Below are 25,982 nucleotides of genomic sequence, written 5' to 3' on the forward strand. Positions count from 1 at the left end.
GAGGAGCGCCGGACGACGGCCGGTGAACCACAAGGTGCTATCTGCGAGTGCGATGCGGCCGCTGGTGTCGGTGCGACGGCGGGCACCCGGTGTTGGTGTTAGCGGCGCACGGGGTGCGCGGCTTGGTCGGCGCGCAGTGTGGTGGCCAGGTCAGCCGGGATGTCGGCGTAGGGTTCGACGGCCAGGAGCACCTCGGTGGGGTCGAGAATCGTCTCGACCAGGCCGATGCGAACCTTGTCGGGTGGGTTGTCGTGGTCGGTGACGGGGTCCCAGGCGACGTCGACGACGGTCGCGAAGTAGGTGCGGTGTGGGTTCCAGCCGAGCTGGATGGTGTAGCGCTCGAAGCCGGGTCTGGGTGTGAGGGTGTAGACGCTCATCGGTTCCTTCGGAGGGGTGTGCGGCCGAACCCCTTGGGTGAGAGGCGCCATGATCGGGTGGCCGTGCGGGCGGCAACGGAGGGCCGGTGGTCGCCGTCTCATGCCGTGGGGTGGCGGGCGCGTTCCTCGGCCAGTTCGACGATCTTGTCGCGGCGGGCGGTGGGAAGGCCGGCGAGCAGGTCGATGTACTGCTGTTCCTGTGCGGTGACGGGTTCGGCGAGTGCCGTCTTGTAGGCCAGGCGCGCTGCCTCGTGTGCGGCCTCGATCGGGCCGCTGTGGTCGTAGGCGACCACGAGCTGACGCAGTTGCTCGGCTGCGGCGAGGGGGTCGCGGGATAGCGTGATGTCGTAGATGCGGAAGGTCGCTGGCAGGTTCGCCGCGCCGATGGCGGTGATCAGGCACAGGTTGGCCTGGACGTGGTGGGCGTACGCCTCGGTGCGGGCCAGGGTTGCGCCGCGAGCCCGCACGGCGGCGCGTTCGGCGTTCCAGCGCAGCCGGGCTTCTTCAGCCTGTCTGGCGAGGACGAGCAGCATGCTGCGAGTGGAATCCATCGTGTTTGTTCCTCCTGTTGGTGGGCGGTTTCGGCTACTCGGTTGCGGGGTTGGTTCGGCCGGTGGTGAATGCCTGCTGGAACACCGATGGCGGTAGTCCGGCGTGCAGCGCCTGCCGCAGCAGGTCGGCGAGCTGGTAGGTGGGGTCGACCTGCAGGGCGCGGTCTGCTGCCAGGGCGGCCAGAGCGCCGTCACCGCACCGCCACGCGGTTGCGGCGAGCACGGTGGCCGGTGCCGGAACGAGCGGCTCCTCGGCGCGGCGGGTGACCTCGGCCCAGAACGTGATGTGCCTGTCGTGCGGCTGGGTGAGGTCGACGGCGAGGTCCCGCACCGATGGCCGCGTCAGGAGCAGGGTGAGCCAGGCCACCTCGTCGTCGGTGAGTCGGTTGCCGCCGTCGTGTTGTCGCAGCGCATCGCGGACCGCTTGCGCGCCGGCGGCGTCCATGCGCGTGCCGCCGGCGGCGTTCAGTGTTGTCAGGCGGTCGGCTGCCGCACGGGTGGCGTCGCGCATGCGGTCGCGGGCGGCACCGTCGACGGGCGCGAACCGGGCGGCCACGGCTGCCCGGTCCGGTAGTGCGACCAGCCCGGCGGCGGTTGCCTGCACGGCCACGAGTGAGGCGGTGGGGTCGAACGGGGTTCCCTGCGGTGGGCAGCAGGCCGGGTTGTCGCAGGTGAGGTTGACGATCCGGCGGCCGGTGACCCGTAGCAGGTCCCGGACGGTCATGCCGCTTTCGGTGAACGCCTCGCCGAGGGTGTGCAGTGCCGGGTCAAGGTGGTCGGCGTCTCCGTATCCGACGAGGATGAGGTGAGTGATCGGCTGCTGCCGTCGCACGACCGGGACCAGGTTGGCGGTGAGGTCGAGGAGGTGGCTTGCGGGGGCGCCGGGGGCGGGCAGGTCGCTGCGGGCGGCGAAGACAATCCGGCGGTCCCTGCTGGCGATCACGACAATGCTGCCGTCGTCAGGTCGGAAGCCGAGGAGGTAGGGCACCGCGGTCACCAGGTCGGCTGGGGATCGCACGGTCAGCTTGTTGTCGGGAAACGACATGATGATCTCCAAAGCGGGTCTCAGGTCGGCAGGTGACGGGTTCAGTCGCGCTCGGGGTCCAGGTAGAGGTCGATACCGACGTTCTCGACGGCGGCGGTCACCGTGACCAGGTCGATGCCGGGCAGCGCCCGGGTCAGGTCCGCGCGGGCGAGGGCTTCGGCGGCCGCCGTCGCGTCGTCGGAGGTGGCGTGGCCGCGCAGCTGCATCTCGTATTCGTGCCGCCACGGAATCCGCCAACCGTCGTGGTCGCAGGTGGCGTACTCGGGGGTGGTCCAGCCGTACGCGGTCCACGGCCGCGTCTCGTCCGGGCTGCTGGTGGTGGCCGCCCGCATCACGTCTCGTGCCGCGTCGCAGGCTTCCCGGACGGTGCCGGCGCCGGCCAGCAGCGTCAGGTCGGCGACCACCGTGACGTGGTGCGCCCGCGGCAGCCCGTCGAGCCCGAGATCGACCAGGAACCGGTCGATCCGCTCGGCGGTGTGCTGATAGATGCCACCGATCTCGTCGTCGATCAGGGCGCGGATCGCGCGGGCGCGGATGCGGCGCCGCAGGTCGGCGAGGGCCTGCACCGCCGCGTCACGGGCGGCCGTCGCCGCGGTGAGGTCGCCTGCGAGGTCGGTCAGCTGTGCCGCGCCGTCCACGCTTCGCGTGTCGGCGTCGACGTCGTCGTGCGGGACGTCGTCGGGGCCGTGGGCGGTCTGCCACGTCAGCCCGGTCACCGTGATGCCGGCGTCTGCCAGCACGCGCAGGTGGCCCTCGAGGATCGCGCGTGCGGCTTCGTAGGCGTCGGCTTCCCGGGTCGCTGTGACCCAGGTGTGGAGGGTGACCTGCGCGGTGATGCGGTACTCCTGCGGCCCCGGCTGGTCGATTCCGTTCACGGGTGTCACGTCGATGACGTGTCGCGGGTAGACCGCTATCGCTGGCTGCAGTAGGCGTAGGTCGTCTGGTACGCCGAAGCGGGCCTGCTCGCGGGCTTCGTCGTGGTTGGTGTGCGACCGCGTGTACGACAGCTGCGCGTCGGCGGTGATGGTCCATCGTTGCGGCAGCGGTTCCAGACCCCAGGTGGCGAGGGCGTCCTCGCAGCCGGGCCTGCAGATCAGCCTGTTCCGTAGCGCGGTGATGAGTGCGGATCGGGCGTCGACGGCCAGGGCCTGCCGCTGCTCGATGGCGGCGATCGCTTCGGCGTGCAGGGCGCGGATCTGCTGGGCGAGGCTCTCGTCGGTCATCGCTGCGCTGCCCGATCGCCAGCGCCGGGCCGGTGGGTGGCCGTGACGGATTCGACGCAGAAAGCCGGTGCCGTGAGGTGAGCCGGACGGGCTCCGCTGTTGTCTCCGGCGAGGGCGGCGGCACCGTTGGGGTGGTCGGGCGGGGTGGCGGTGCGGTGGCCGGCGCGGATGTCGCCGTGTGTCAGGTGACGCATCTGTCCTCCTTCGGACATGACGAAAGCGGCCACCGGGGTGGTGGCCGCCTGACGGGATTGGGATGCCGCTTCCCTGGTCGCGTGGGGCGACGGGCGTGGGTGTGTGGGTGCCGGATCCGAGGCTTGGCGGCGGCTGCCGACCGAAAATGGTGGGCGCGATGCCGTCGCGCGAGGCGTCAGATCACAAGCACATAAAAGAAGGTGAGCGTTCAGGCTAGTCGCGCCGGGAGTCCCGGCGGCCGGGCTGTCAGGCTCGGTCTCCTGGCAGAACCTGACAGCCCGGCGATGCCCGCGCTCCTGTCAGGTCCGCTCACCGCAGCGGTAGAAGACCGCAGGACATTGCGGATAGCGGCAGCTGCCGCGTACCGCTCCGCACAACCGGCGGCGGGACACGGGCCTGGGGACTCATCGCCCCGATCGAGGCGCCCGGTCCCGCTGTGCTCTGGATCGCACTCCCCCGCCAGCCGGGGCAGGTGGTGACCGGCGAGCCGGGCGGGGCGACCACTGTCTGGCCGTCACCGCGCCAGCCCGGGGATTGGGCGTGGCAGACAGTGGTCGTGAACACCTCGTGCCCCGAGCCGGGCGGCCATAGCGCCGACCGCTCGTCGGCAACCGTCCGGCTTCGGACGTGCGGCGGCGTCAGGATCCTGACCGTCCCGGCCATCGGTCAACAACGGCGCAGGACCAACACGTCCTCGTGCGCCACCAGGTGCACGGGGATGCCCTCGTCCCTGGCACGGCGGACGGCTAGGAGTCCGAACATGTTGGCGCGGTGCACGATCTGCCCGTCACGGACGGCGGCGAGCATCGCCGCGCACCGCTGCACCGGTACCAACCCGACCGACTGGGCGACGGCCAGCAGCTCGCCCGGTAGGTCGATCAAGTCGTCCCGCTGGCGGCGTACCGGTCGGCACGTGATCACCACGGTCCCGCCGGGACGCAGCAGTTGGTAGCTGGCGGCCAGGATGACGGCGAACCCGTCGAGCAACCGGGACCATCCGGCATAGGCGAGGTTGCCGCGTTCCCGGTCCCCATAGTGATGGGCCCGTTTGCGTATCCCGGTACTCGTCGTGTGCACGAGGCCGTGAGTCCCGCGTCCGTACGGCGGGGAGGTGAGCACGAGGCTCACCCGACCGACCGCGGACGCAGGCACCATGTCGAGCAGGCCCCGAGCATCGCCGGTGTGCACCTGCGCCGTGCCGGCAGCACCCTGCGACGCGGCGAGGGCAACGTTGGCGGCAGCCAACTGCGTGAACCGGGGCTCGACGTCGATCCCGATCGCCTGCCGGCCAAGGTGCATCGCCTCGACCAGCGAGGTGCCGGACCCGCACATTGGGTCGAACACCATGTCCCCCGGCGCGGTGTAGGAGCTGATCGCGTGCACGGCCAGGTGCGGCAGCATCTTCCCGGGATGACTGGAGGTCTGCGGGACGTAGCGGCCGCGCCGCTGGTCCCGGGCGGGCTGCTGGCAGGTCAGCGACACCGAGGTGACCGGCAGCGAGTCAGCCATCGGCTCCCCTGGTCTGCGTCACGCTGCGGGTCAGGATCAGCACGTCGGTGTGAATGTCCAGCTGCGCCCGCCGGCCACGCCGAGGCAGTCGGTCGGCCGCCACGATGTGCTGCAGGTACGCCAGCCTGGCCCGTTTCGCGGCGATGACGACGTCGACGGGTGCGATGACGTCGCCGTGTGGCAGCAGCACTGCCACGCAGCCGCCGGGGGCGAGGGTGGCGTGGCATCGGGCGAAGAAGTCGACGGGTGGGGCAGCGTCGTCGGCCGGCCATCCGGTGACGATCAGGGTCGCTGCCTCCCGGCCCCAGCCGACATGCCGGGGCGTGTGTAGGTGGCTGCGGCGGTGCGCGGCGATGACCGCGCGGGCCAGTTGCGGCCCCACGGCCAGGTCGATGATCAGATCGGACGGGTGGGTGAGGTTGTGGACCAGCCGCACGCCCATCGCGTTGGACATGGTCTCGCCCTGCTGTGGGGCGGGGACCGGCCAGACGGTGATCGGCACGGGCGGGTCGCCGGGCACCAGGTCTCCCACGGGGATCGGCGCGCGGCGTGGATGTGTCTCGGTCATGGGCACGGTGGCCCCCGGGACCGGCAGGGCGTCCTGACGATCCCTAGTGCGCCGCTGACAGGCCGATCGAACCCACACCGACCTGACAGAACCCGTCACCCCGACCGCCCAACAGCCCAGCCAGCCCGCGCCCGGACCGTCCTGACGGCGGTGAACCTGACAGAGGCGGACACGGCCTGTCCTCGTCTGGCAACGGTCTGCGGTGTCAGGTGGGACTGTCCCAATCGAGGGCCTCGAGGCCGTCGCATCAGGCGACGCGCCCCACGCCGAGGGGGACATCACCATGGCAACGACAACCCATGCCAGGGCGACCGACACGGCGCTGACCACCGCCGAGACGGCGTTCGTGCTGCTGACCTGCGAACCCGCGCCGCTGGTGTTCGACGCCCGCCCGATACCGGGCCTGCCGGATGCGACGATGCCGCTGGACGAGCTGCGCACGCTGCTGCTGTTTCAGCGGTACGACAGCAACACCACGGACGAGCTGTGGCGGCAACTGGCCCACCACGCCCGCGAGTGGGGACCGGCCTGGGTCGTCGGCGCGATCGGCGTCGCGCTGCCCGCCCTGACGCACCTCGCGGCGAAGATCACCCGCGGGCGGGCCCGGCACGCCGACGACGTCGACTCCGAAGTCCTCGCCGGGTTCCTCCACGCGCTGCGCACCGCGGACCTGGCTCCGCCCCGGCTGTGGCTGCGGCTGTGCTGGGCCGCCTGGCGTTCAGGCATGGCGGTCGTCAAGGCCGACGACGGCGAGGAACTCCCCCTGGACCTGCCCGCCGGGTCACGGTCGCCGCGGATGCCCTACGGGCATCCGGACCTGCTGCTCGGCCGGGCAGCCGCCGCCGGCCTGATCACCGCCGACGCCGCCGAGCTGATCAGCGCGACCCGCTTCGGCGACGCGCTGATCGAGCAACTGGCCGCCGAGCAGGGCGTCACCGCGTCGGCCCTGCGGATGCGGCGCCGCCGCGCCGAGCGTGTCGTGGCTGCCGCCGTGGTGCGCGGCGACCTGTCCGGCCCGATCCCCGGTCACCGCGCGACCGCCATCGCAGGCTGACAGTCTGTCGGCATACCCATGGCAGCACGCGGGCCGCGAAGGATCGGGATGCTGCTAGCCCATGGCTGTGACGGCGGCGACGTTGTCCGCCAACCGAAGGAACTCTTCGTCATCTGCGCAGCCTTGCGGCCGACTACGGTGGCCGGGCCCGCCGGGTCGTGCAGGGCTTCCCCGACGGGCATCGTCACAGGTCAGGCGCTGCGGCGGCCGGTCGCATAGAAGGCGTATAGGGCGTTGAGCTGCCGGATCCAGAATTCCTGCTTCGCTGAGGCTGATGGGCGAGGCGGCAGCATGCCGAGCTCGACCGCCAACGCATAGAACCCCGGACCGGCGTCATTGGCGTTCAGGTACTGCACTAACGCGGAGATCATGAGCTGGGTTGTCGGACGGTTACGATCCACGATCAACCCCAGCAGGTGCCCCATGGCGGCACGCTCGCTGTCCTGCTCGAAGTCGAATCCGCGCAAGCCGGTCCGGCGGCAGAGCGTGGCATTGAGCTCGGTGTACGTCGTCGTCTTCTCCAGCCGTGCCCGCTCGATGAGAAATGCCAGGCCGGCTTCGGTCAGCTGGTCCCACTCGTCGTCGTCGCGCCCATATCCCGTCACCGCGGCCACCTCGACCGGAGCGCCGAGCACCGCGCGGCGGCGGGCTGCCTGCACGCACCCCGCACCGTGTCGCCGTCAGCTTGATCACGCTTCACGCTCCATGCCTACCGTCGACTGGCGTCGTCGCGCCACCATCCGACTGGCCACAATGGCCACTCGCCACGAGCACGCCGTGCCTATGCCCACGCCAGTCTGTTTCGAGGCGCCTGGCATTCGGCCCCCCGGCTTGGCGCCGTCTCGGACGAACGACGCCTCCGTGCCGTCCACCCCGTGCCTTCTCCAGCGGCAATGCCAGGCGCTGACCGGTCTCGTCAGGACGTGACAGGCATGCGGCGGGTTCGATCGGCCTGACAGTCGAGATCTGAGCGGTGCATGTCATCCACGGCATGCCCGCCCGGTGGGGACCACCCGGCGCGACCCATTGGTCCGGCATGGCTGGCGCGGCGTCCTGACACCGCGATCCCTTCGCCCCACGCAAGGGAGGAGCGCCCCCGACCCGGACCACACCGGTCCCTTCGCCCTGGTCCCCACCGCGGCGGCCCCCGATCCTTGTGGAGCGCCGCCATGCAGACGACTCTCTCCGTGCTGTCCGACCTCGCCGCCGCGCCGATGGCGGCCAACAGCATCAACCAGGTCATCGCCAACATCACCGGCTGGATCATGGGCATCATCGCGTTGGTCGCGACGATGTTCCTGGTCATCGGCGGCCTGCGCTACATGGCAGCCGGGGGTGACCCGACCCAGGTGGAGCAGGCGAAGGGCAACTTCAAGTCCGCGCTGATCGGCTATGCCCTCGCGGTGCTGTCCCCGGTCATCCTGCAGGTGCTGCAGGGCATCCTCGGCGGCTGAGGCGCCCGGGTCATGGTTATCTGGCTGATGAACGGCCTGGTCAGCTGGCTCGCCGAGAGGGTCGTCGACCTTCTCGGCGGGCTGCTGGCCTTCCTGACATCCTCCATCTTTCTGTCACCGGACGTCACGGTCCTGCCGCAGGTCCAGTCGATCGCCAGCAAGAGCGCGCTGGTCGTCAACGCCTGCTTCATCCTCGCGATCATCACCGCAGGCATCGCCACGATGGTCGGCGACTCGGTGGAGACCCGCTACACCGTCAAACACCTCATCCCCCGGCTTGTCGTCGGGTTCGTCCTGTCGGCGTTCGCGGTGCCGCTGACGGCCGCCGTCATCGACATCGCCAATGCGTTGACCGTGGCGCTCGCCGGCGAATCGGCGCCGACCACCGAGGCCGTCACCTTCGCTCGGGTGCGCATCCGATCGGCGATGGCCGACGAGAGCGCCGCCCTGCTGACGGTGGTCATCGGGCTGCTCATCGTCGTGTTGATGTTCATGCTCGTCGGCAGCTGGCTCGTGCGGATCGGGGTGCTGGTCGTCCTGGCCGGGATCGCGCCGGTGGCCCTCGCGTGCTACGCGACCCCGTGGACGCAGGGTGCCGCCGAGGTGTGGTGGCGCACCCTGCTGGGCTGTCTGGCCACACCCACGCTGCAGGCGGTCACCTTCTCGGCGGGCATCAACCTGGTGATCGACCCGGAGTCGAACCTGCCGATCCTGCTCGGCCTGCCCGGCTCGGACACGCTCAACCTGCTGCTGGTGATCGTTGTCCTCTGGGTCACGGTCAAGATCCCCGCGATGATGCGCCGGTACACGACCCGCAAGGGATCGCCGAACACCGGCGGGCTTCTGCTGCGCACGGTGGTCATCCAGGGCGTCACCCGCCGCCTGCCGCTTGGCCGATTCGCCCGTACCGCGATGCGAGGTGGGCGATGACCCACGACGACACCACCCCGCGCGCCGTGGTACCGGCCAACGTCAACGAGCCGGACCGCATCGCGTTCGGGTTGACGTTCCGGCAGCTCGGCATCATCGGCGGTGTCGGCCTGGCCGGCACCGGCATCTACCGCACCGTCGGGCACCTGCTCCCACCGATCGCGTGGATCATCGCCGGAGTCATCGTGTTCGCTGGCGCGATCGTGGTGGCGCTCGGCCGCCGTGACGGCCTGCCGCTGGATGTGTGGCTGCGGCACGGATTCGCCCTGTCCCGCAGCCCTCGCCAGCTCGCACCGGGCAAGCCCCGAGCCAGCACGGTCGCGGCCGTGACCGGCACGCCGAGCGTCCCGGCGCCGCTGCGCTCCCCGGTCACGGCGGTCAGCCCGACCGGCGTCCTCACCTGCGAGGGCACGAACCGCGTCCTGATCGCCTGCGGCACCACGAACATCCACCTGCGCACCGGCAGCGAGCAAGAGGCGCTGCTGGACGGGTTCGGCCGGTTCCTCAACAGCCTGACCGGCCCGGCGCAGATCGTCGTTGCCACCCAGCGGCACGACCTGACCGCGTACGCGCAAGCGACCGCCGACCACGCACCACGCCTGCCGCACCCGGCGTTGCAGGCCGCCGCCGGCGACTACGCCGAGTTCCTGCTCGACCTCGACAGTCAGCGCGATCCGCTGCGCCGGCAGGTCCTCGCGGTCGTCACCGGCGAGCACGCCGGCGACACCGCCGTACGGGCCTTGTCCGGCCTCGGTGTCGAAGCCACCGCGCTGGACGGACCAGCCGTCGCCGCCGCCCTCGCGGCGGCGGTCGACCCCTTCTCCCCACCGGTGCCCGGCCCCCGCGCGGTACCCGGCGCCCCGATCACCTTCCGGAGCACATCGTGAACCTGTTGACGCCGAAGAAGAAGAGGATCGCGGCGGGGGAGGGCATGCCCTCCCCCGCCGCCCTGTCGGTCACCCCCTGGCACGTGCAGGTTGGCAACGGCTACGCCGCCACCTACGCCGTGTGCGGATACCCGGCCGAGGTCGGCCCCGCGTGGCTCACCCCGCTGCTGTCCTACCCCGCACGGGTCGACGTCGCGGTCCACCTGAACCCCGTCGCACCACAGGTGGCCGCGCCGATGCTCAAGCGCCAACGCTCCCGCCTGGAATCGTCGCGCCGGTTGGACGCCGACCAGGGCCGCCTGGGTGACCCGATGGTCGAGGCGGCAGCAGCCGACGCCGCGAACCTCGCCGAACGCGTCGCCCGCGGCGCGGCGAAGCTGTTTGAGGTCGGCATCTACGTCACCATCCACGCCCGGACCCTCGACGAACTCGCCACCGTCACCGCGGGCGTGCGCTCCGCCGCCGCCAGCGTGCTGCTGGACCTGCAGCCGGCGACGTTCCGCCACCAGCAGGGCTGGATCTGCACCCTGCCGGTCGGCGTGGACCCGCTGGGGATGCTCCGCATCCTCGACACCACCGCCCTCGCGGCAGCGTTCCCCCTCGCCTCGGCGGACCTCGCCGCCCCCGCGCCCGGCACCGTCTGCCCACCCGATGGGGTGCTCTACGGGCTCAACACCACCAGCAACGGCGTGCTGCTGTGGAACCGGTGGGCGCAGGACAACCACAACAGCGTGGTCTTGGCGCGCAGCGGCGCCGGGAAGTCGTACTTCGTCAAACTGGAGGTGCTGCGCAACCTGTACCAGGGCACGACCGTCAGCGTGATCGACCCGGAGGACGAGTACACCGCCCTGGCCGAGCACGTCGGCGGCACCGTCGTGCAACTCGGACAGCCAGACGTCCGGATCAACCCGCTCGATCTGCCCGCGGACAACCGGCCCGACACGCTGACCCGGCGCGGCCTGTACCTGCACACCCTCATTTCGGTCATGCTCGGCGCACCACCACCGCCGACCGAGCGGGCGGCCCTCGATCGGGCGATCACCGCCACCTACGCCAAGGCGGGGATCAACGCCGACCCGGCCACGTGGACCAAACCCGCGCCGTTGCTGCGGGACCTGGCCGAGGTGCTCGCCGCTGACGGAGACCTGGCCGCCGGGCAGCTCGCCGCCCGGCTCGCCCCCTGGACGGTCGGGAACTTCGCCAGCCTGTTCGACGGGCCGACCACCACCACCCCGCGCGGTCACCTGATGGTCTGGTCGCTGCGGCACCTGCCCGACGAGCTGCGCACCGTCGGCACGCTGCTGGCGTTGGACTCGATCTGGTCGGGCATCGACGCTCCCACCGGCGGCGCCCGCCGGCGGCGGCAGCTCGTCGTGGTCGACGAGGCCTGGCTGCTGATGCGCGACGGCGAGGGCAGCCGGTTCCTGTTTCGGATGGCCAAGGCCGCCCGCAAGCGGTTCGCTGGGCTGTGCGTCATCACCCAGGACGCCGCCGACGTGCTCTCGACCGACCTCGGTCTCGCCGTGGTGTCCAACGCCGCGACGCAGGTGCTGATGCGCCAGTCCACGCAGTCGATTGACGCGGTGAGCGAGGCGTTCAGCCTGACCGCAGGCGAGTCCAGGCTGCTCCTGTCGGCGCCCAGGGGCGAGGGCCTGCTCGTCGCCGGTCGATCGCGGATCCCCTTCCGCAGCGTGGGGTCGGCCGCCGAGCATCGGATCGCCGTTACTGGCCTGGAGTTCACGGATTCTCAGGGAGATTTGTGAGGGAACTCCGGGATGTTCGAGCGTTGGTTGGGTCATGGAGGGTCAGTTCGGCGAAGTCGTGGGTGCGTCGTGTTCGGTGATCTGGTTGACGGTGCTGGCATAACGGGCGGCGCCGGCGATCGACAGGCCGAACAGGTCGCAGAGGGCGCGCATGTCGCCGCCGTTGGCGTGGGCTTCGTCGAGGATGCGGTCTTGGCGGATGCGGTCACCGGACGTGCCGAGTTGTTTGCGGATCCACCAGTTGGTGCAGGGCCGGGCGTTGGTCCAGTTGCGGGCGTGGATGAACATGTGCGGGTTGACGCTGGTCGGCCAGGTGTTGTGCCGGTGCTCGAGGTAGGTGTTGAGGCGGCCTCGGGCGGGTTCGGCGAGCAGGATGACGCGGTTGTTGATGTGCAGCCGGCCGTCGTGCAGGTCGGTGAGTTTCAGCTCGGCGAGCTGGTAGATGCGCACGGCGTGGAAGGCGAGCAAGGCGGTGAGCGCTTCGGTCGCGGGGCGTCCGTCGACGAGGTTCGCGCGGACCTGGGCGAGGTCGATGGCAATCGGCGCGGTCTTGATGTTGGAGGGGTTCCGGATCCTGGCGGTGGGGTTGACGAAGACGGCCTTGCGGGCCTTGAGGATCCGGAAGATCGACCGGAGGCCTTGCAGCATGGTGGCGCGTGGTGTGCCGCCGGCGGGCAGGACCGCGTGGACGTGCTCGGCGTCGATCTCGCACAGGGACTGGTGGTCGGTGGCCCAGTGGCGGATGGCGGGCAACGCCCACCGCAGCTGGGTGCCGGTGGTGCCGTCGTGCCGAGGGCGCCGTCGCGGGGCGGTGACCGAGCCGTGCCGCATGACATCGAACCAGGTGCCGAGTTCGTCGCGCATGGGTGCGGGCAGGTCGCCGGTGGCGGCCAGGAACCATCGCTCGATCGCGGGGGTGCGGTCTTCCTCGAGCATGCCTGCCTCGTGCAGGACGTCCGCGACGACTTGGGCGGAGTGTTTGATCCGGCTCAGCAGTGCGACGTCACTGCGCCGGATCGGCGCGCCCGGGGTGTCCTGGATCGCGAGCATGATCCGCACGCCGCGGCGGGTCTTCTCCGTTTTGCCCTGGGGCCAGCCGTGGCGGCGGGCGTGGTCACCGACGAACTGCATCAGGGCCGCTTCCAGACCGGGAAGCGGTGGTGGCAGCAGCTGCAGGCCGGGATGGGCGGCGAGGTCACGGTGGGCGTCGAAGAAGACGAGCTGGCGATGCCCGACCGGACGCAGCAAGCTCATGTCGGCCGCGACGGTCGTCTTGACGTAGGGCTTGCGGGGCCCGGATCCGGTCCACATGCCGGCGAAGAACAGCTGCTGACCGTGGCGGTTGGCGTCGGCCATGCTCACCCGGTCGGGACGCTCGCCGTGCAGACGGGCGATCATACTGCGTTGCCGGAAGCAGAGCCGGCAGTGTCCGGCTTCGCCGAGGTGGGTGCGCCGCCGGCAGGTCGGGCAATCCCCGAGCTGCGGGAACTTCTCCGCCCAACTGCGGCAGGCCGCGCACTGCCAGCCGTAGGTTCGGGTGACACCCCACCCGAAGCAGTATGGGCAGGAGTCAATGATCACTGATGTGCTGGCCAGCGGGCCGGCTTCTCGCCAGACCGGCGACCGCTGGCCGGGGGCGTGCCGATGGCAGCGGGCGCACAAGCCGCTGGTGTAGTAGTCCTCGGCCGAGCCGCATCGCCGGCAGGGCGGCGGACAGACCGGGCCGCCGGGCCAGCACTGGAAGCAGAACGGCACCTCCCGCATCGCCGGCGGCCGGACCCGGCAGACCGTGCACGGCTTGAGACGCCGCGTCATGCCGGCGGTGTGCTGCGTTGCCGGCCCAGCCGGACCACCGGAGTGGGTGACTGTTCACCGACCGCCTGCTCGCGGCGCGGCCGCCGCGCCGCGACCTTCTCCGGCTCGCGGATCAGCAACTCGGCCGGGCTGCAGTCGAGGACCGCGCAAATCACGTCCAGGTCATCGAGCCGGATGGTTGTCGGGGTTCCGGTCCAGAGCCCGGACATCTTCCCCGAGCTGATCTCCAGACCGGCTTCGGCCAAGAGCCGACGCATCTCGGTGGACTTCCAAATGCCTTTCTCGGCGGCGCGCAGCCGCAAATTCCACCGCATGTTCTCAGCCTCCCAACCCCGCGAGCCGCGCCGCGGTCCGCTCGTTCGCCGCGACCCACGCCCGTTCCACGTGCTGCGCGGGCACATGCACGTAATGCGTCGTCGTCGACAACCAGGAATGGCCCAACAGTTCCTGGATCGCTTTCAGGTCGACGCCCTGGCGATACAACGACGACGCGCAGAAATGCCGCAACATATGCGGTGTCAGCCGGCCCTTCCATTGCGGCAGCCACCGCGCCACCGCCTCCGCGAGCCCGTCACGCAACACCTGATCACCAGCCCGGCGGCACAACCCGGTCACAGGGTCCGGCTGACGCTCGGTCGGCAGCAGCGGCGCATCGAGGCGCTGGTAGTCATCACCGAACTGATGCCGGACATCGGCTATCCACCAATCCAGCAGCGCCCCCGCCGAGTTGATCGCCGGTATCAACCGCGTCTTCGGGCCCCGCCCACGGCTGCCCTTACCGAATCGCACGTGCACGGACCCGAACTCGCCCAGATCTCTGCGCCAGTCCCGAAGGTCAAGCATCCGCGTTTCCTGGATCCGTAAACCCACCCGCCGCCACAACGACGCCGCCAGATAGCACCGCGCCGCCGGCAAATACTTACGGGCGCTCGGCAACCAATCACGCCACGCACCGAAAAGCTCATCGATCTCGTCCTCGCTGGGCGGCACCCGGGCAGCCCCGTAGTCCGAGCGGCCCGGCCTGTTGAACTCATCGATCACCTGCGCCACGACCACACCGGTCAACGCCACGATGTCGCCCTGATAACGCTCGACGACGAAGTCGAAGAACCTGCCGACCGAGCTGGCCTTGTGCTCCACCGTCAACCGGGCCCGCCCCAGCGACCGCTGCTGCGCCAGGAACCTGTCGGCATCACTCGCCTGCGCCGTCCACACCGGACGCCCCAGGAAGCGGATGAACTCGAACAACGCATACCGGTCCGCCGACACCGTGCTGTCGCACGAACCGGCAGCAACGCCGGACAGCAGGAACTGATCCACCAACTCCTGCTCAAAGTCCTCCGCATCCTGATCCGTCGCAAGGCGCCGCGGCCCATGCAACGACCGCACTGCCGCGAGCCCCATGAGCACCTCGGATCCGAGAACTCGACCAACCACCACGAACATCGGAGATCGTTCATGAATCCCGACGTCAAGTCAACAAGATCCCGGCAACCAAACCCCCACCAACAAGCTCACCAAAGGCCCCAACATCGCACCGGGCGACCCAAGGAACTCCAGACAAGTCCGGTAACGGGTATCGGGGAGGCCGAATGACAGCCACCCCGACGACCTGGCCAGCCGAGGTCGGGCAGTGGATCATCGCGCGGCCGTGGCTGGCCGGCGTCGCCGCCGCCGCGATCGTCGGCGTGGTGTTCGCCCGCGACCAGGTGCTCGCCTGGCGGCATCGGCGGATGGCGGCCGGCGCGCGGTGGCTGACCATCGCCGCCCCACCGGAGGTCACCGCCGAGGCCGCCGCCGCGTTTTGGACCACCGTCATGGGTGTGCTGACGCCATCTCTGTGGCGGCGCAGGGTGTTCGGCTACCCGCACATCGGATGGGAGTACACATGGACAGGCCGCTCCCTGACGATCCGGGTGTGGGTTCCCGCGACGGTGCCGCCTGGCGCGGTCGAGGCCGCCATCCGGGCGGCCTGGCCCGCCGCGACGATGACGGCCACCGACGCCGCCGCGCCGATCCCGCCCACGGTGGGTGAGCAGATGGGTGGGGCGCACTGGCCGCAGCACACCGACCGGCTGCCGCTGCGCAGCGAGCACGACAGCGACCCGCTGCGGGCGCTGCTCGCCGCCGGCGCCGAGGTCCGCCACCGGGAACATGCGTGCGTCCAGATCCTCGCCCGCCCAGCACCCGCCCGCCGCGTCCGAGCAGCGAGGCGGGCGGCGGCGGCTACGAGTCGCCATCCGCATGGGCAGCCCGATGCGGTGACCCGCGCCGTGTCGGGCGCGGCGCGGCTGGCCATCGAGCCCCTGGTGTGGTTCCTCGATGTGTTCGCTCCCGGCCCGTCCCAGCCCCGCAACCGGGCCGCAGCAGAGCGGGTGGTCGAGCGGGACCCGGTAGCCGGCGCCGACTCGCGCACGATGGTGGACAAGGCGGTGCGGGTGCCGCACTTCCAGATCGCGGTCCGGTTCGCCGTGGCCGCCGAGCCAGCGAGAACACCGGACCCGCTACGGGCCGCACAGGTCCGTTCGCGTCTCGCCGCGCTTCGGCACAGCATCGCCTCGGCGGCCGCCACGTACACCGGCCCGAACCGGCTACGGCTGATGACGATGCCTCAGCCGGTCGCGACGATCGCCGGTCGCAGGTTGCGGCGCGGCTTCCTGGCCACCGTGCCGGAACTCGCCGCCCTCGCGGCGCTACCGCAGGACCTGGCGGTGCCGGGTCTGGACCGGGCGCGGGCCAAGGCCGTGCCGGCGCCGGTGCAGGTGCCCTCCGGCGGACGGGGCGTGAAGGTGCTGGGCCGCTCGCAGCTCGGCCACCACAGCATCGGCCTCACGGTGACCGACGCTCGACAGCACGTGCACGTGGTCGGCAAGACCGGCGTCGGCAAGTCCACCCTGCTGCTGAACATGATCCTCGGCGACATCAAAGCCGGACGCGGCACGGTGGTCATCGACCCGCGCGGCGACCTGATCACCGACATCCTCGACCGCCTGCCCGCCTCGTACGCGACGAAGATCACGATCATCGACCCGGACCAGGAGAACCCGGGCTGCTTCAACCCTCTCGACGACCACGGCGATCCCCACCTGGCCGTGGACAACCTGGTGGGGATCTTCGCGAGGATCTTCGCCGGCCAGTGGGGGCCACGGATGGACGACACCATGCGCGTGGCCTGCTTGACGTTGATGCGGCACGCGAAACCGACCCTGAGTCTGGTGCCGTCGCTGTTGCAGGACCGGGAGTTCCGGGGCAGGTTCACCCACGGCCTGGACGACCCGGACGGCCTCGGAGGGTTCTGGCTCTGGTACGACGGCATCAACGATCAATTCCGAGGCCAGGTGATTGCTCCCGTCCTCGCCCGGCTACGGGCCTTTCTGCTGCGGGACTTCGTCAAAAGCGTGATCGGCAACGCGTACTCGTCATTCGACATGGGCGCGGTGCTCGACGGCGGGGTCCTGCTGTGTCGGCTGCCCAAGGGCATCCTGGGCGAGGAGACCAGCCGCATCCTCGGCTCGCTGATCGTCGCCCGGGTGTGGCAGGCGGCCATCGCCCGCGCCACCATCGCCGAAGACCAGCGAAAGGACGCCTCCCTCTACATCGATGAGTGCCAGAACTTCCTCACGCTGCCGGGCAGCGTCGGGGACATGCTGGCCGAGGCGCGCGGCTTCCACCTCGGCCTCGTCTTGGCGCACCAGGACTTGGCGCAACTACCCAAGGACGTCGCGGCGGCGGTGTCGGCCAACGCGCGGTCGAAGCTGTTCTTCACCGTTGACCCGGCCGACGCGCGTGAGCTGTCCCGGCACACCCGACCCGAGCTGGACGAGCACGACCTCGCCCACCTCGACGTCTACACCGCCGCGGCCCGCCTGCTCGTCGGCAACCGGGAACTGCCCGCGTTCACCTTCACCACCAACCCGCCCGCTCCGGTCGTGGGTGAGGCGACCGCGATCCGGCAGGCCTGCGCCGCCGCCCACAGCCGCACCACCGGTGAGCCACCGATGCAGCAACTCGCTCGCACGGCGATGAAGCGGCGCATGAACGCCCGCGATCGGTGATCAATGGGGCGGCTCGTTCGAGGGCTCGGCGGGGTGCGGCATCGGGGGCTCGTTTGGGGGTGTCCACGAAACGAGCCCCCACACGAGGCCACCGTCCCCGCCCTGTCAGTGCCCTGACCTGCCCACACCCGCCCGCCCCCAAGGCCGAGGCCAAGACCTCCTCATCCAGACTCCCTTCGGGACTTCCTCTCCAACGGGGTGACCATCTATGCCGCCATCTGCGAGCCTGTTGAGCATCTATCCCCACATCACCAGTCGGGACCGCCTGCTGCTCCAACTCCTCGACGACCATCGGGTCCTCACCACCGACCAAATCCACCGCATGCTGTTCCACGCCCGCCGCACCTGCCAGCTCCGGCTCGGCGAGCTGGCCACCCTGGGACTGCTGGACCGGTTCCGGTTCGCCCGCGCCGGAGGCGGCAGCCACCCGTGGCACTGGACCCTCGGCCACCAGGGACACCGGTTCCAAGCCGCCGCCCACCACCGTCCGGAGCCCACCCTGTGGACAAGTCGCCAAACCGTGCACCGGTTGTCAGCCAACCCGCACCTGACGCACCTGCTCACCGCCAACGAATTCTTCGTCCGGCTCACCGCACACGCCCGCCAGCACCCTGAGGAGCGGCTGGACCGATGGTGGTCCGAGACGATCACCACCAAGCAGTACCGAACCATCACCGCCGACGGACACGGCCTCTGGAGCGTCGCCGACATCACCGTGGGCTTCTTCCTGGAAGCCGACACCGGCAGCGAACCCCTCGGTCGGGTGGTCGCCAAACTCGACCGGTACGCGCAGCTGATCCGCCGCGGCGGACCCCGCTACCCGGTGCTGTTCTGGCTCGGCAGCGAACACCGCGAGGCACACCTGCACCAGCTCCTGCGCAGCCGGCACGGCACGGTTCCCGTCGCAACCGCCACCCACACCGCCGACCCCGCCGAGCCCGTCTGGCTACCGGTCGGCGCCACCGGCCGAGTCCGGCTCACCGAGCTGCCCAGCGACCACGGCCAACCCGTGGCAGACAACCCGAACTACGACGACGACGGCATCTTCGTCATCTGACACACCCTGACAGCCACCCGAGCCATTCCATCAGCGCAGGTCACAGCCTTGATCCGGATTCCTGACACGGCTGGTGCTGTCAGGTGACGACGCTACGGTGCAGCTTCTTCCCTTTTGCTGGCCCCGCCGCCGACTGTTCCTCCCGGATCTGCCCGCCCCGGCGGGATCACCGACAGCCCACCCCTCGCGGTCGGCTCGTGATCCCCGCCCGCGCCCTCAACGGCAGCTTCCCGGCACAGACGTCGCGACCGCTGACACCTCGCGCACCCAAGCCCGACCTCCTCGTGAAGGGAGCACCCCACCATGCCCCATCCCAGACCGCTCACCATCCTGGTGGTCACCGTCTGTTTCGCCCCCGGCGAACACGCCGACTGGTTCGCCGCCTCGGAAAAGGTCAACGACCTCCTGCACGCCAACGGCACCCCCGCTCGCCGCTACCACGTCCGCCACCGCCCCCTGCTCGGCTGGCTCACCCGCTGGTTCGCCTACTTCCTGCTTGACGCCGCCCGCCGCTTCGGCGCGGTCACTCGGGCCGCCGGCGGCCGCAAAAGCCGCCTCGACCTGACCGGCACCGCCGCCAACGCCGCCCAGGACGCCGCCCAGCGGTGGCGTGCCTGGAACACCCACGTCGCCGCCATCACCAAACCCGCCCGCCCCTGGGAGCACTATCTCGCTCAGCACCACGCCGACCCCACCAAGGTCAGCCTGGCTGAGGCCCGGCGCCGCTTCGAGCAACAGCCCCACGTCCTGGCAATGCTCGCCCACACCCTCGACCCCTACGAGCTGTCGGTCTACCAGGCCGGCGAAGCCACCTACGCCGCGCTGTACTGGCGCAAGGCGCTGATCGGGGACGCGCTGATCACCACCGACGGCCAACTGCTCCTTCCCGCCAGTGACTCCATCGCGGACCGGTTCCGCTTCCTCAACGCGGCGTGCACCTACCTACGCAGCCTGCGCTCCAACGCCCGGCTGTGCGCCATCGCCATCGCCTAACCGATTCACCCGAAACCCGCCCGAAGGCCGGTCGCAGTCCCCTGCGGCCGGCCTTTCGCATGCTCACCACCCGCCCACCTGCAAAGGAGACCCTGGTGTTTCTGACCGACCCCGCTCTGCGGCGCATCGCCGCCGACACCAACGACGTCCTGCCGGAGCACCTGTGGCGCCACGACACCGCCACCGTCGACCCGGTCGGTGACCTCGCCCGCCTCCTGCACACGACCGCCCGCGACTTCACCGACAGCACCAGCAGCCTCGACCAGGCCCTCGCCCGAGTGAGCGTGCTCGCCGAGAAGGCCCGCCACGGGCTGGCCGTCCGCGCCGACCTGCACGCGGCCGGCTACCACCAGGCCCTCACCGACGCGCTCATCGCCCGCGAGCGGCACACCGTCCTCGGAGCCACGCTCGTCACCACCTACCGCGCCTGGCGCAACCACCAGACGATCGGCGACGGCGATGAGCGGCACCTGCTCCTGCGACGCTGCGACCCGTCGCAGGGCGTGGCGACGCTGCGGCGCACAGACGCAAGCACGTGGCAGGTGGTGCCCGACGCCGAGGCCGCTACCTCGTTCGACGTCCCCTACCCCGACCGGGTGGTCGGCGAGATCACCGAAACCGACCAGGGGTGGACGCCGACGGCGTACATCGACCCGCAGCATCGCCAGACCACCTCCGTCATGGCGTACCCGCTGCCAATGTGTGACGACCTCGCCTCGGCCTGCCGGTCACTGCTGCGCTGGTGGCACCTGCGCCACTCCGACGCGTGGCGCAGCCGCACCCCCGCTGAGCTCACCCCGGCCGAACTCGCGCACCTCGCCAACTAGAAGCTTCCGCGGCGGCGCTGCGTCAACCCCGGCGACAGCGTCCCTGCCCCACACCGACTCCTGCCACAAGCAAGAGGTCGCCGGGCGGACCAGCCGCCTACACGTCGGTGAGCCCGACGCCGAACCGGATCTCACGGTCGACCCCCGGCAGCCGCGCCCGTTCCCCGCTGACGCCGGCATCAACCGCAGCCCTGCCGAGGGCAGGCTCGACATCTCATCCTGCAGTCCGCGGCCGACGAGCTCACCGCTCCCGCCATTGACCCCTCGCCGTCATCACACACCGCCGAGGCCACCGGGCCGCAACCTCGCAGCACCCAGCACGGCACCGCTTCACGCGCTTGCCGCGCTGACCGCGACCCGGCACACGAACCGCCCGGCACCACACCGGGCATCCCCAACCCCACGTTCCCAAGGAGGGGAACCTCATGGAAAACCTGTCCCTGACGCCTGCTACGCAGGCCGTCCTCGATGCCCTGACCGCACTCGGTCAGGGCAACCTCCACGAGTTGGCAGACCGCTCCGGCAAGGCCCGGTCAACCACCGACAAGGCGATCAAGACCCTGGCCGACGCCGGTGTGATCGTCGCGGTGAACACCGGGGCCGACCCGGCCGACGGCACCCCCACCCGGTGGACCCTGGCGACCCCGGCAGGGCCCACCGACGCCGCGCACGACACCGGTGACCTCAGCGGCGAGCACACGGCAGGCGCGGACGGTACCGACCTCACCGACCCGGACCTCGACAGGGCGGCCGACGAGCCGGCCCTTGACGACACCGAGCAGGCCGACCAGCCCGGAACCGACGGCGACGGCGACGGCGAGAAGGAAACCGACCGAGACGACGCGGAGGACGAGGCCGACCAGAACGCCAACGACGAGGGCCCGGACGACGAGGACAACCGCGAGGACGACGAGGGTCGGACGGTCACCGTGGTGCAACCGACGCGCCCAGGTGACCGCAAGGTCATGGCCATCAAGGGCGTCCTGGCCGACTACGGCGACGACGGCGCGACGCTCGACGTGATCGTGGCCGAGAGCGGCATCGGTCACCCGACCGCCACCCGGCTGCTGACCGCGATGGAGCAGGCCGACGCCGCGCGTCGCCTGCCCGGCCTGCCGGAGCGGTGGATCCCGGGTCCGACCAAGGCCAGCGAGGTCGACCCGAACCCGGAGCCGCCCCGCTGCCCGCTGTGCTACCAGGTGATCCGGGGGCTGGCGACCACGCCGAGCGCCACGGCGACCGTGCTGCCGTTGATCCGTCCGGACGGCACGCTGCATGTCGTCGGCCCGGAGGGCGAGACCCACGTCGTCACCCTGCCCACCCGCACGCCCACCCGCGCATCGGGCGTCGCCAGGAGCGTGGGCCGGCGCAGCGACGGAACCGCCAACGCCGACGGCAGCCAGCCGTTCGGCCGGGGCGAGCTGGAGAAGCTCACCCTCGACGTGCTGGCCGCCAACCCAGGCCGGGCGATGACCCCGCAGGACATCGCCACCGTGCTCGGCGGACAGCTCGGGCGCACCGTCAGCAGCGGGGCCGTGCGCAACAACTGCACCAAGGCCGCCGCCGCCGGCCGCATCCTCCTGGTCTCCGACACGCCGCTGACCTTCACCTACCCGGCACAGGCCGACAGCGGCAACGCCGCCCAGACCGACGCGCCCAGCTGACCCCCACGATCCCCATCCCATCGCGGGGGCCGAGCCGTGCGCTCGGCCCCTGCGGCACATTGAGAGGAGAAACCCGTGCCGCACGAACTGGAGACATTCGCGGACGGAACGACCGCCTTCGCCAGCGCCCGCCTGTCGGCCTGGCACCAGCTGGGCACCGTCACCCAGGACACGATGAAGGCCGAGGAGATCATGGCCGCCGCCCGCCTCGGCGACTGGGGCGTGCGCACCATCCGCACTGTCGGCATCGACGTCGTCGACGGGGTCGAGGTGCAGATCCCGGCCGATGACAAGCGGATGACCGTGCGCCGCAACCCGGTCACCGGCCACACCGAGTATCTGGGCATCGTCGGCACCGACTACACCGTGGTCCAGAACGAGCAGTGCGCCGAACTGCTGGATCGCCTCGTCGATCAGGTGGGCGGCGCCCACTTCGAAACCGCCGGCAGCCTGCGCCGCGGCAAGAGCGTGTTCGTGACCATGAAGCTCCCGGACGCGATGGAGATCGCCGGGGTGGACCGCATGGACCTCTACCTGATCGGCACCACCTCGCACGACGGCACCGCCGCCCTGCGGGTGGACGCCAGCCCGATCCGGGTGGTGTGTGCCAACACTCAACGCGCCGCGTTCCGGCATGCGGTCGGGCACTACACCTTCCGGCACACCTCCAACGTCAACTCCCAGATCAGCCAGGCCCGTGAAGCCCTGGGCCTGATGTGGCGGTACATGGAGACCTTCGAGAAGGCCGCCGAGCGGATGCTGCAGACCGAGCTGACGATGCGCGAGTTCGAGAACGTGGTGGCGCAGGTGTGGCCGGTCAAGGACAACGCCTCCGAGCAGACCAAGAACAACGCCAAACAGCGGCTCGGCACCCTCAAGTACCTGATCCGCGAGGCCGACACCCTCAAACCCATTACCGGCAGCCGGTGGGCCGGATACCAGGCCATCACCGAATACCTCGACCACTACCAGCCCGCCAAGAACGCCACCGCCCGCGCCACCCGGGTGCTCACCGGCAACGTCGGCGACCTGAAGCTCGCCGCCTTCGACCTGCTCAAGGTCTGACCACCCCTCGTTCACGCCCTCGGGGCGGCGGTCACCGTGCCGCCGCCCCGACCCGCACAGGGGAAGGGACACGCCCCATGGCACAGCACAGCTTTGTGGGGATCAGGCCAGGCGGGCAGCCGATGAGCGCGCACATCCGCCACCCCCGCGACCTGCAGCAGTCGGTGTGCGGGCTGCCCGCCGCCGACGTTCGGCGGTGGGAGACCGAGGACCCACCGCGCAGCACCTACACGTGCGAGGACTGCTACAGCCTGCTCCCGGAAGCTCAACGCCCCGACGACGCCAACCACCCGCCCGGAGATGCCACGCTCATCGCCACGCTGCGGCGCCTCGTCGCCGACCGCCAGTACGCCAAGATCGACGGGGTCCTCGTGGACGTGTGGTCGGCCGCCGTCACGGTCCTGATCTGGGACCGGCTCGCCGACAACCAGCGGCAGCGGCTGCTGGCCCTACCGTCACACGAGCTGATCCTCCGCTGCGTTGCGATCTACACCCGCCTCACCAGGCACGGGGGTCGGCAGTGACCGGCCCTCGACCACCACAGTGGTTCCACTTCGGCCCCGTGGGTGTTCTCCATCGACGCCGCCGAAGCGCTGATCGCCACGACGCCCCGCGCCACCCGGTCCCTCGACGTCATGACCTGGGCTACCACCTACGGCCTGACCCGGCTCGACGAACCGCACCGGATCAACCTCATCGGCCCGACCAGCACCGGCCTCAACCGCACCTACGCCATGACCACCGACCTGACCAAGCCCCTGATCGTCGCCCACCTCGACGTCACCGGGCACCCACACCCAGCCCGCTGCTCATCGACGGCACACACCGGCTCTACCGCGCCTGGCGCGAACACGTACCGCGGTTACCCGCCTACCTGCTCACCGCCGAAGAAACCCGCCAGATCCAGGACACCACGCTCCTCGGACCCGGCCGGACCTCCATCGCGCCGCCGGCCTGAACGGCGGCGGTGACACCACCTCCTACCGCGTACGCCTCGGACGTCGGCCACCGTGCACGGCGGCCGAGGCGTACGCGCATCCACTCTCGGGAGAACCCCATGGCCTACACGCAACCGTGGCAGAGGGTTTGCGACTGCCGCTGCCTCGTCCACCACCACCTGCCGCGCACCACCTACACCGAGCCCGACTGCGCCTGCACCATCACCTGCGCCACCCAGCCCCTCACGCTGCTGGCCGACCCGTGGGGCTGCGCACTCTTCCTCGACCACGGCGGCGACCTCTGGCACGTCCCCGCCATGGCCCAACGGCACCTGGGACTGGGCAAGCGCCGCAGAAGTCGACAGCCGGCACGACTTCTACGACGCCAGTCGCTTTATCGAGCACCTGCTACGCCAAGCCGCCCACGTACTCCACACACCCATCGCCTGACCGCGCCGTCCAAAGTGGGCCGCCTACCCGGGCGGCCCACTGCCCCTTTTGCGTTTCACGACCCGAGAAGACTGCGACGCACCGCACTACCGCAGCGCCGTCGAGCGCGACTGCGACTGCCGCTGCCCGATTCACCGTGGCCAGCCGCGCTCGGTCTACAACGACCCGGGCTGTCACTGCCTGGCCACCTGCACCAGCCAGCCCATGCCCCCTTGGCCCCACAGATCAACGACGCCCCGTTACTCGACTACTACGCGATGCCCTGGCGCGTGCCCGGCCTGAAGACCGACCAATCGGACCCGGCGCTACGCCACCCCGGTCGACGTCGGCCACCCTCTGTTCGAGACCGCCGACCGATCGCCGCATTCTCCGCGACACCCACGCCGGGCTGCTGCCGCTCATCCACTACCGGTAACCCGCAGCACCGCTGCACCTCTGCCGGTCGCACCCGCGCGGACACCGGCCTTTCTGTTTTCAGGGGAAGGTAATCACCACATGGCCAAGGTCATCGTCGGCGTCGTCACCGTCGTCATCGTCGCCTGCTTCGGACTGCCCATGCTCCTGCTGTCGGCCGTCATGGGCGGCGGCTCCGGCGGGTGCGGCATCGTCGCCCCGCCCGCCGTACGCCCCTCCGGACAGCCACCTGGCGCCAGTACCTGGGACACCGAACAGCTGGAAATCGCCGCCACCATCATCGACGTCGGGGTCGCTAAAGGTGTACCGCGCTGGGGCTGGGTCGTCGCCGTTGCCACCGCCATGCAGGAATCCGGCCTGCGGAACCTGCCACACCTCGGCGACCGCAACGACCACGACTCCATCGGCGTGTTCCAGCAGCGCCCGAGCCAGGGCTGGGGAACCGTTGCGCAACTGTCCGAGCCCGCCTACCAGGCGGGCACGTTCTTCGACAAGCTCCTCACCGTTCCCGGCTGGGAGTCGATGCCGCTCGCCGAGGCTGCCCAAGCGGTCCAGGTCTCGGCCTTTCCCGACGCGTACGGGAAGTGGACCGACGACGCTGTGCACCTGGTGGAGCAGCTAACCAGCACTCTCGCGGACTGCGCCACCGATGCGCTCTCCGCCCTGCCGGATGGGTTCGCGTTACCCGCTAACACCCCGCCAGCCGTGGCAGCCGCCATTGTCTGGGCTGTCAACCAGCTCGGCACCCCGTATCACTTCGGCGGATCATGCACCGACCCGCACTCCGGCGACCCCGACAAACGGTGCGACTGCTCGTCCCTCATGCAGTCGGCGTACCGGGCAGCCGGTATCTCCATCCCCCGCGTCACCACCGACCAGGCCAACGCCGGGAAGCGGGTGGCCGACCCAGCGCTCCTGCTGCCCGGCGACCTCATCCTCATCCCCGGCAGCGAAGGCACGATGGCCAACCCGCGCCACGTCGGCATGTACCTCGGTGATGGGCTCATCATCCACGCCCCGAAGACCGGCGACGTCGTCAAGATCACTCGGCTGAGTCGTTGGATCACCCGGATCGCAGCAATTCGCCGCATCGTTGCCCAGTAGTCGGGGCCAACAGTGATCGGCGTGGCGAAGCGCCCGCTCACTGC

The 25,982-nt window shown here is 70.5% G+C and carries 24 protein-coding genes; 14 read left to right on the forward strand and 10 right to left on the reverse strand.

The genetic code is table 11. The features are described 5' to 3' along the window. Positions 1–98: 98 nt before the first annotated feature. The 6 genes from FHX32_RS29835 to FHX32_RS29860 form a co-directional block, all read right to left on the reverse strand. Positions 99–377 (reverse strand): hypothetical protein, encoded by a 279-nt coding sequence (locus FHX32_RS29835; protein WP_167190608.1) that lies wholly within the window; start codon positions 375–377, stop codon positions 99–101. A gap of 98 nt (positions 378–475) precedes the next feature. Next, positions 476–910 carry a hypothetical protein gene (locus tag FHX32_RS29840; protein WP_167190611.1) on the reverse strand — a complete coding sequence of 145 codons (435 nt, stop codon included), beginning with the start codon at positions 908–910 and terminating at the stop codon, positions 476–478. A 52-nt stretch (positions 911–962) separates the two neighbouring features. Further along, on the reverse strand, positions 963–1,973 hold the full coding sequence (locus FHX32_RS29845; RefSeq protein WP_167190614.1) for a DUF4192 domain-containing protein: 1,011 nt from the start codon (positions 1,971–1,973) through the stop codon (positions 963–965). Between the two features lie 41 nt (positions 1,974–2,014). Further along, positions 2,015–3,196: a hypothetical protein gene (locus FHX32_RS29850; protein ID WP_167190617.1), complete on the reverse strand. Its 1,182-nt coding sequence runs from the start codon at positions 3,194–3,196 to the stop codon at positions 2,015–2,017. Positions 3,197–4,057: 861 nt separating this feature from the next. Further along, positions 4,058–4,900: a DNA methyltransferase gene (locus tag FHX32_RS29855; protein WP_167190620.1), complete on the reverse strand. Its 843-nt coding sequence runs from the start codon at positions 4,898–4,900 to the stop codon at positions 4,058–4,060. Further along, positions 4,893–5,468 carry a hypothetical protein gene (locus tag FHX32_RS29860; RefSeq protein ID WP_208419487.1) on the reverse strand — a complete coding sequence of 192 codons (576 nt, stop codon included), beginning with the start codon at positions 5,466–5,468 and terminating at the stop codon, positions 4,893–4,895. The genes FHX32_RS29855 and FHX32_RS29860 overlap by 8 nt, the downstream gene beginning before the upstream one ends. Positions 5,469–5,751: 283 nt before the next feature. Here FHX32_RS29860 and FHX32_RS29865 point away from each other — a divergent pair, with 283 nt between their 5' ends. Further along, a complete protein-coding gene (locus FHX32_RS29865) occupies positions 5,752–6,522 on the forward strand; it encodes a hypothetical protein (RefSeq protein WP_167190623.1) in 771 nt (256 codons plus the stop codon). 191 nt (positions 6,523–6,713) lie between these two features. Here FHX32_RS29865 and FHX32_RS29870 read toward each other — a convergent pair whose 3' ends face one another. Beyond that, complete coding sequence (locus tag FHX32_RS29870) at positions 6,714–7,181, reverse strand: hypothetical protein (RefSeq protein ID WP_363775214.1); 468 nt, start codon at positions 7,179–7,181, stop codon at positions 6,714–6,716. 510 nt (positions 7,182–7,691) lie between these two features. Between FHX32_RS29870 and FHX32_RS29875 the strand changes: the two genes are divergently transcribed. Genes FHX32_RS29875 through FHX32_RS29890 form a run of 4 tightly spaced genes read left to right on the forward strand, consistent with a single transcriptional unit; the run spans position 7,692 to position 11,556 of the window. Next, positions 7,692–7,976, forward strand: a complete 285-nt coding sequence (locus FHX32_RS29875; RefSeq protein WP_167190625.1) for a pilin — start codon at positions 7,692–7,694, stop codon at positions 7,974–7,976. A 12-nt stretch (positions 7,977–7,988) separates the two neighbouring features. Continuing rightward, the gene (locus tag FHX32_RS29880; protein ID WP_167190628.1) at positions 7,989–8,906 is read left to right on the forward strand and encodes a conjugal transfer protein TrbL family protein; all 918 of its coding nucleotides are present in this window, start codon (positions 7,989–7,991) and stop codon (positions 8,904–8,906) included. Beyond that, positions 8,903–9,793: a PrgI family protein gene (locus FHX32_RS29885; protein ID WP_167190631.1), complete on the forward strand. Its 891-nt coding sequence runs from the start codon at positions 8,903–8,905 to the stop codon at positions 9,791–9,793. Before FHX32_RS29880 ends, FHX32_RS29885 begins: the two co-directional genes overlap by 4 nt. Positions 9,794–9,837: 44 nt before the next feature. Continuing rightward, positions 9,838–11,556, forward strand: a complete 1,719-nt coding sequence (locus FHX32_RS29890) for a TraG/VirB4 family ATPase (RefSeq protein WP_167191050.1) — start codon at positions 9,838–9,840, stop codon at positions 11,554–11,556. A gap of 42 nt (positions 11,557–11,598) precedes the next feature. Here the strand turns inward: FHX32_RS29890 and FHX32_RS29895 are convergent, their stop codons facing one another. From FHX32_RS29895 to FHX32_RS29905, 3 genes are read right to left on the reverse strand one after another with little or no spacing between them, the layout of a single operon-like run. After that, positions 11,599–13,371, reverse strand: a complete 1,773-nt coding sequence (locus FHX32_RS29895) for a site-specific integrase (protein ID WP_167190634.1) — start codon at positions 13,369–13,371, stop codon at positions 11,599–11,601. Beyond that, on the reverse strand, positions 13,368–13,685 hold the full coding sequence (locus FHX32_RS29900; RefSeq protein ID WP_167185345.1) for a helix-turn-helix domain-containing protein: 318 nt from the start codon (positions 13,683–13,685) through the stop codon (positions 13,368–13,370). Before FHX32_RS29900 ends, FHX32_RS29895 begins: the two co-directional genes overlap by 4 nt. A 4-nt stretch (positions 13,686–13,689) precedes the next feature. Continuing rightward, entirely contained in the window at positions 13,690–14,775 is a 1,086-nt protein-coding gene (locus FHX32_RS29905; RefSeq protein WP_167191053.1) for a tyrosine-type recombinase/integrase, read from the reverse strand. A gap of 188 nt (positions 14,776–14,963) precedes the next feature. Here FHX32_RS29905 and FHX32_RS29910 point away from each other — a divergent pair, with 188 nt between their 5' ends. From FHX32_RS29910 to FHX32_RS29950, 9 genes are all read left to right on the forward strand, one after another. Continuing rightward, the gene (locus FHX32_RS29910) at positions 14,964–17,426 is read left to right on the forward strand and encodes a helicase HerA domain-containing protein (RefSeq protein WP_167190636.1); all 2,463 of its coding nucleotides are present in this window, start codon (positions 14,964–14,966) and stop codon (positions 17,424–17,426) included. Between the two features lie 229 nt (positions 17,427–17,655). Further along, positions 17,656–18,483 carry a replication-relaxation family protein gene (locus FHX32_RS29915; RefSeq protein ID WP_486481403.1) on the forward strand — a complete coding sequence of 276 codons (828 nt, stop codon included), beginning with the start codon at positions 17,656–17,658 and terminating at the stop codon, positions 18,481–18,483. Positions 18,484–18,786: 303 nt separating this feature from the next. Continuing rightward, on the forward strand, positions 18,787–19,476 hold the full coding sequence (locus FHX32_RS29920; protein ID WP_167190642.1) for a hypothetical protein: 690 nt from the start codon (positions 18,787–18,789) through the stop codon (positions 19,474–19,476). A 95-nt stretch (positions 19,477–19,571) separates the two neighbouring features. Beyond that, positions 19,572–20,303, forward strand: a complete 732-nt coding sequence (locus tag FHX32_RS29925; RefSeq protein ID WP_167190646.1) for a hypothetical protein — start codon at positions 19,572–19,574, stop codon at positions 20,301–20,303. Between the two features lie 425 nt (positions 20,304–20,728). Next, positions 20,729–21,967, forward strand: a complete 1,239-nt coding sequence (locus FHX32_RS29930; protein ID WP_167190649.1) for a MarR family winged helix-turn-helix transcriptional regulator — start codon at positions 20,729–20,731, stop codon at positions 21,965–21,967. A 75-nt stretch (positions 21,968–22,042) separates the two neighbouring features. Further along, positions 22,043–23,032, forward strand: a complete 990-nt coding sequence (locus tag FHX32_RS29935) for a DUF932 domain-containing protein (RefSeq protein WP_167190652.1) — start codon at positions 22,043–22,045, stop codon at positions 23,030–23,032. A 122-nt stretch (positions 23,033–23,154) separates the two neighbouring features. After that, complete coding sequence (locus FHX32_RS29940) at positions 23,155–23,556, forward strand: hypothetical protein (protein ID WP_167190655.1); 402 nt, start codon at positions 23,155–23,157, stop codon at positions 23,554–23,556. A gap of 42 nt (positions 23,557–23,598) precedes the next feature. Further along, entirely contained in the window at positions 23,599–24,003 is a 405-nt protein-coding gene (locus FHX32_RS29945; protein WP_167190658.1) for a hypothetical protein, read from the forward strand. Positions 24,004–24,915: 912 nt separating this feature from the next. Next, positions 24,916–25,938: a C40 family peptidase gene (locus tag FHX32_RS29950; protein ID WP_109904533.1), complete on the forward strand. Its 1,023-nt coding sequence runs from the start codon at positions 24,916–24,918 to the stop codon at positions 25,936–25,938. Positions 25,939–25,982: the final 44 nt, after the last annotated feature.

The organism is Micromonospora sp. CNZ280, from assembly GCF_011759515.1.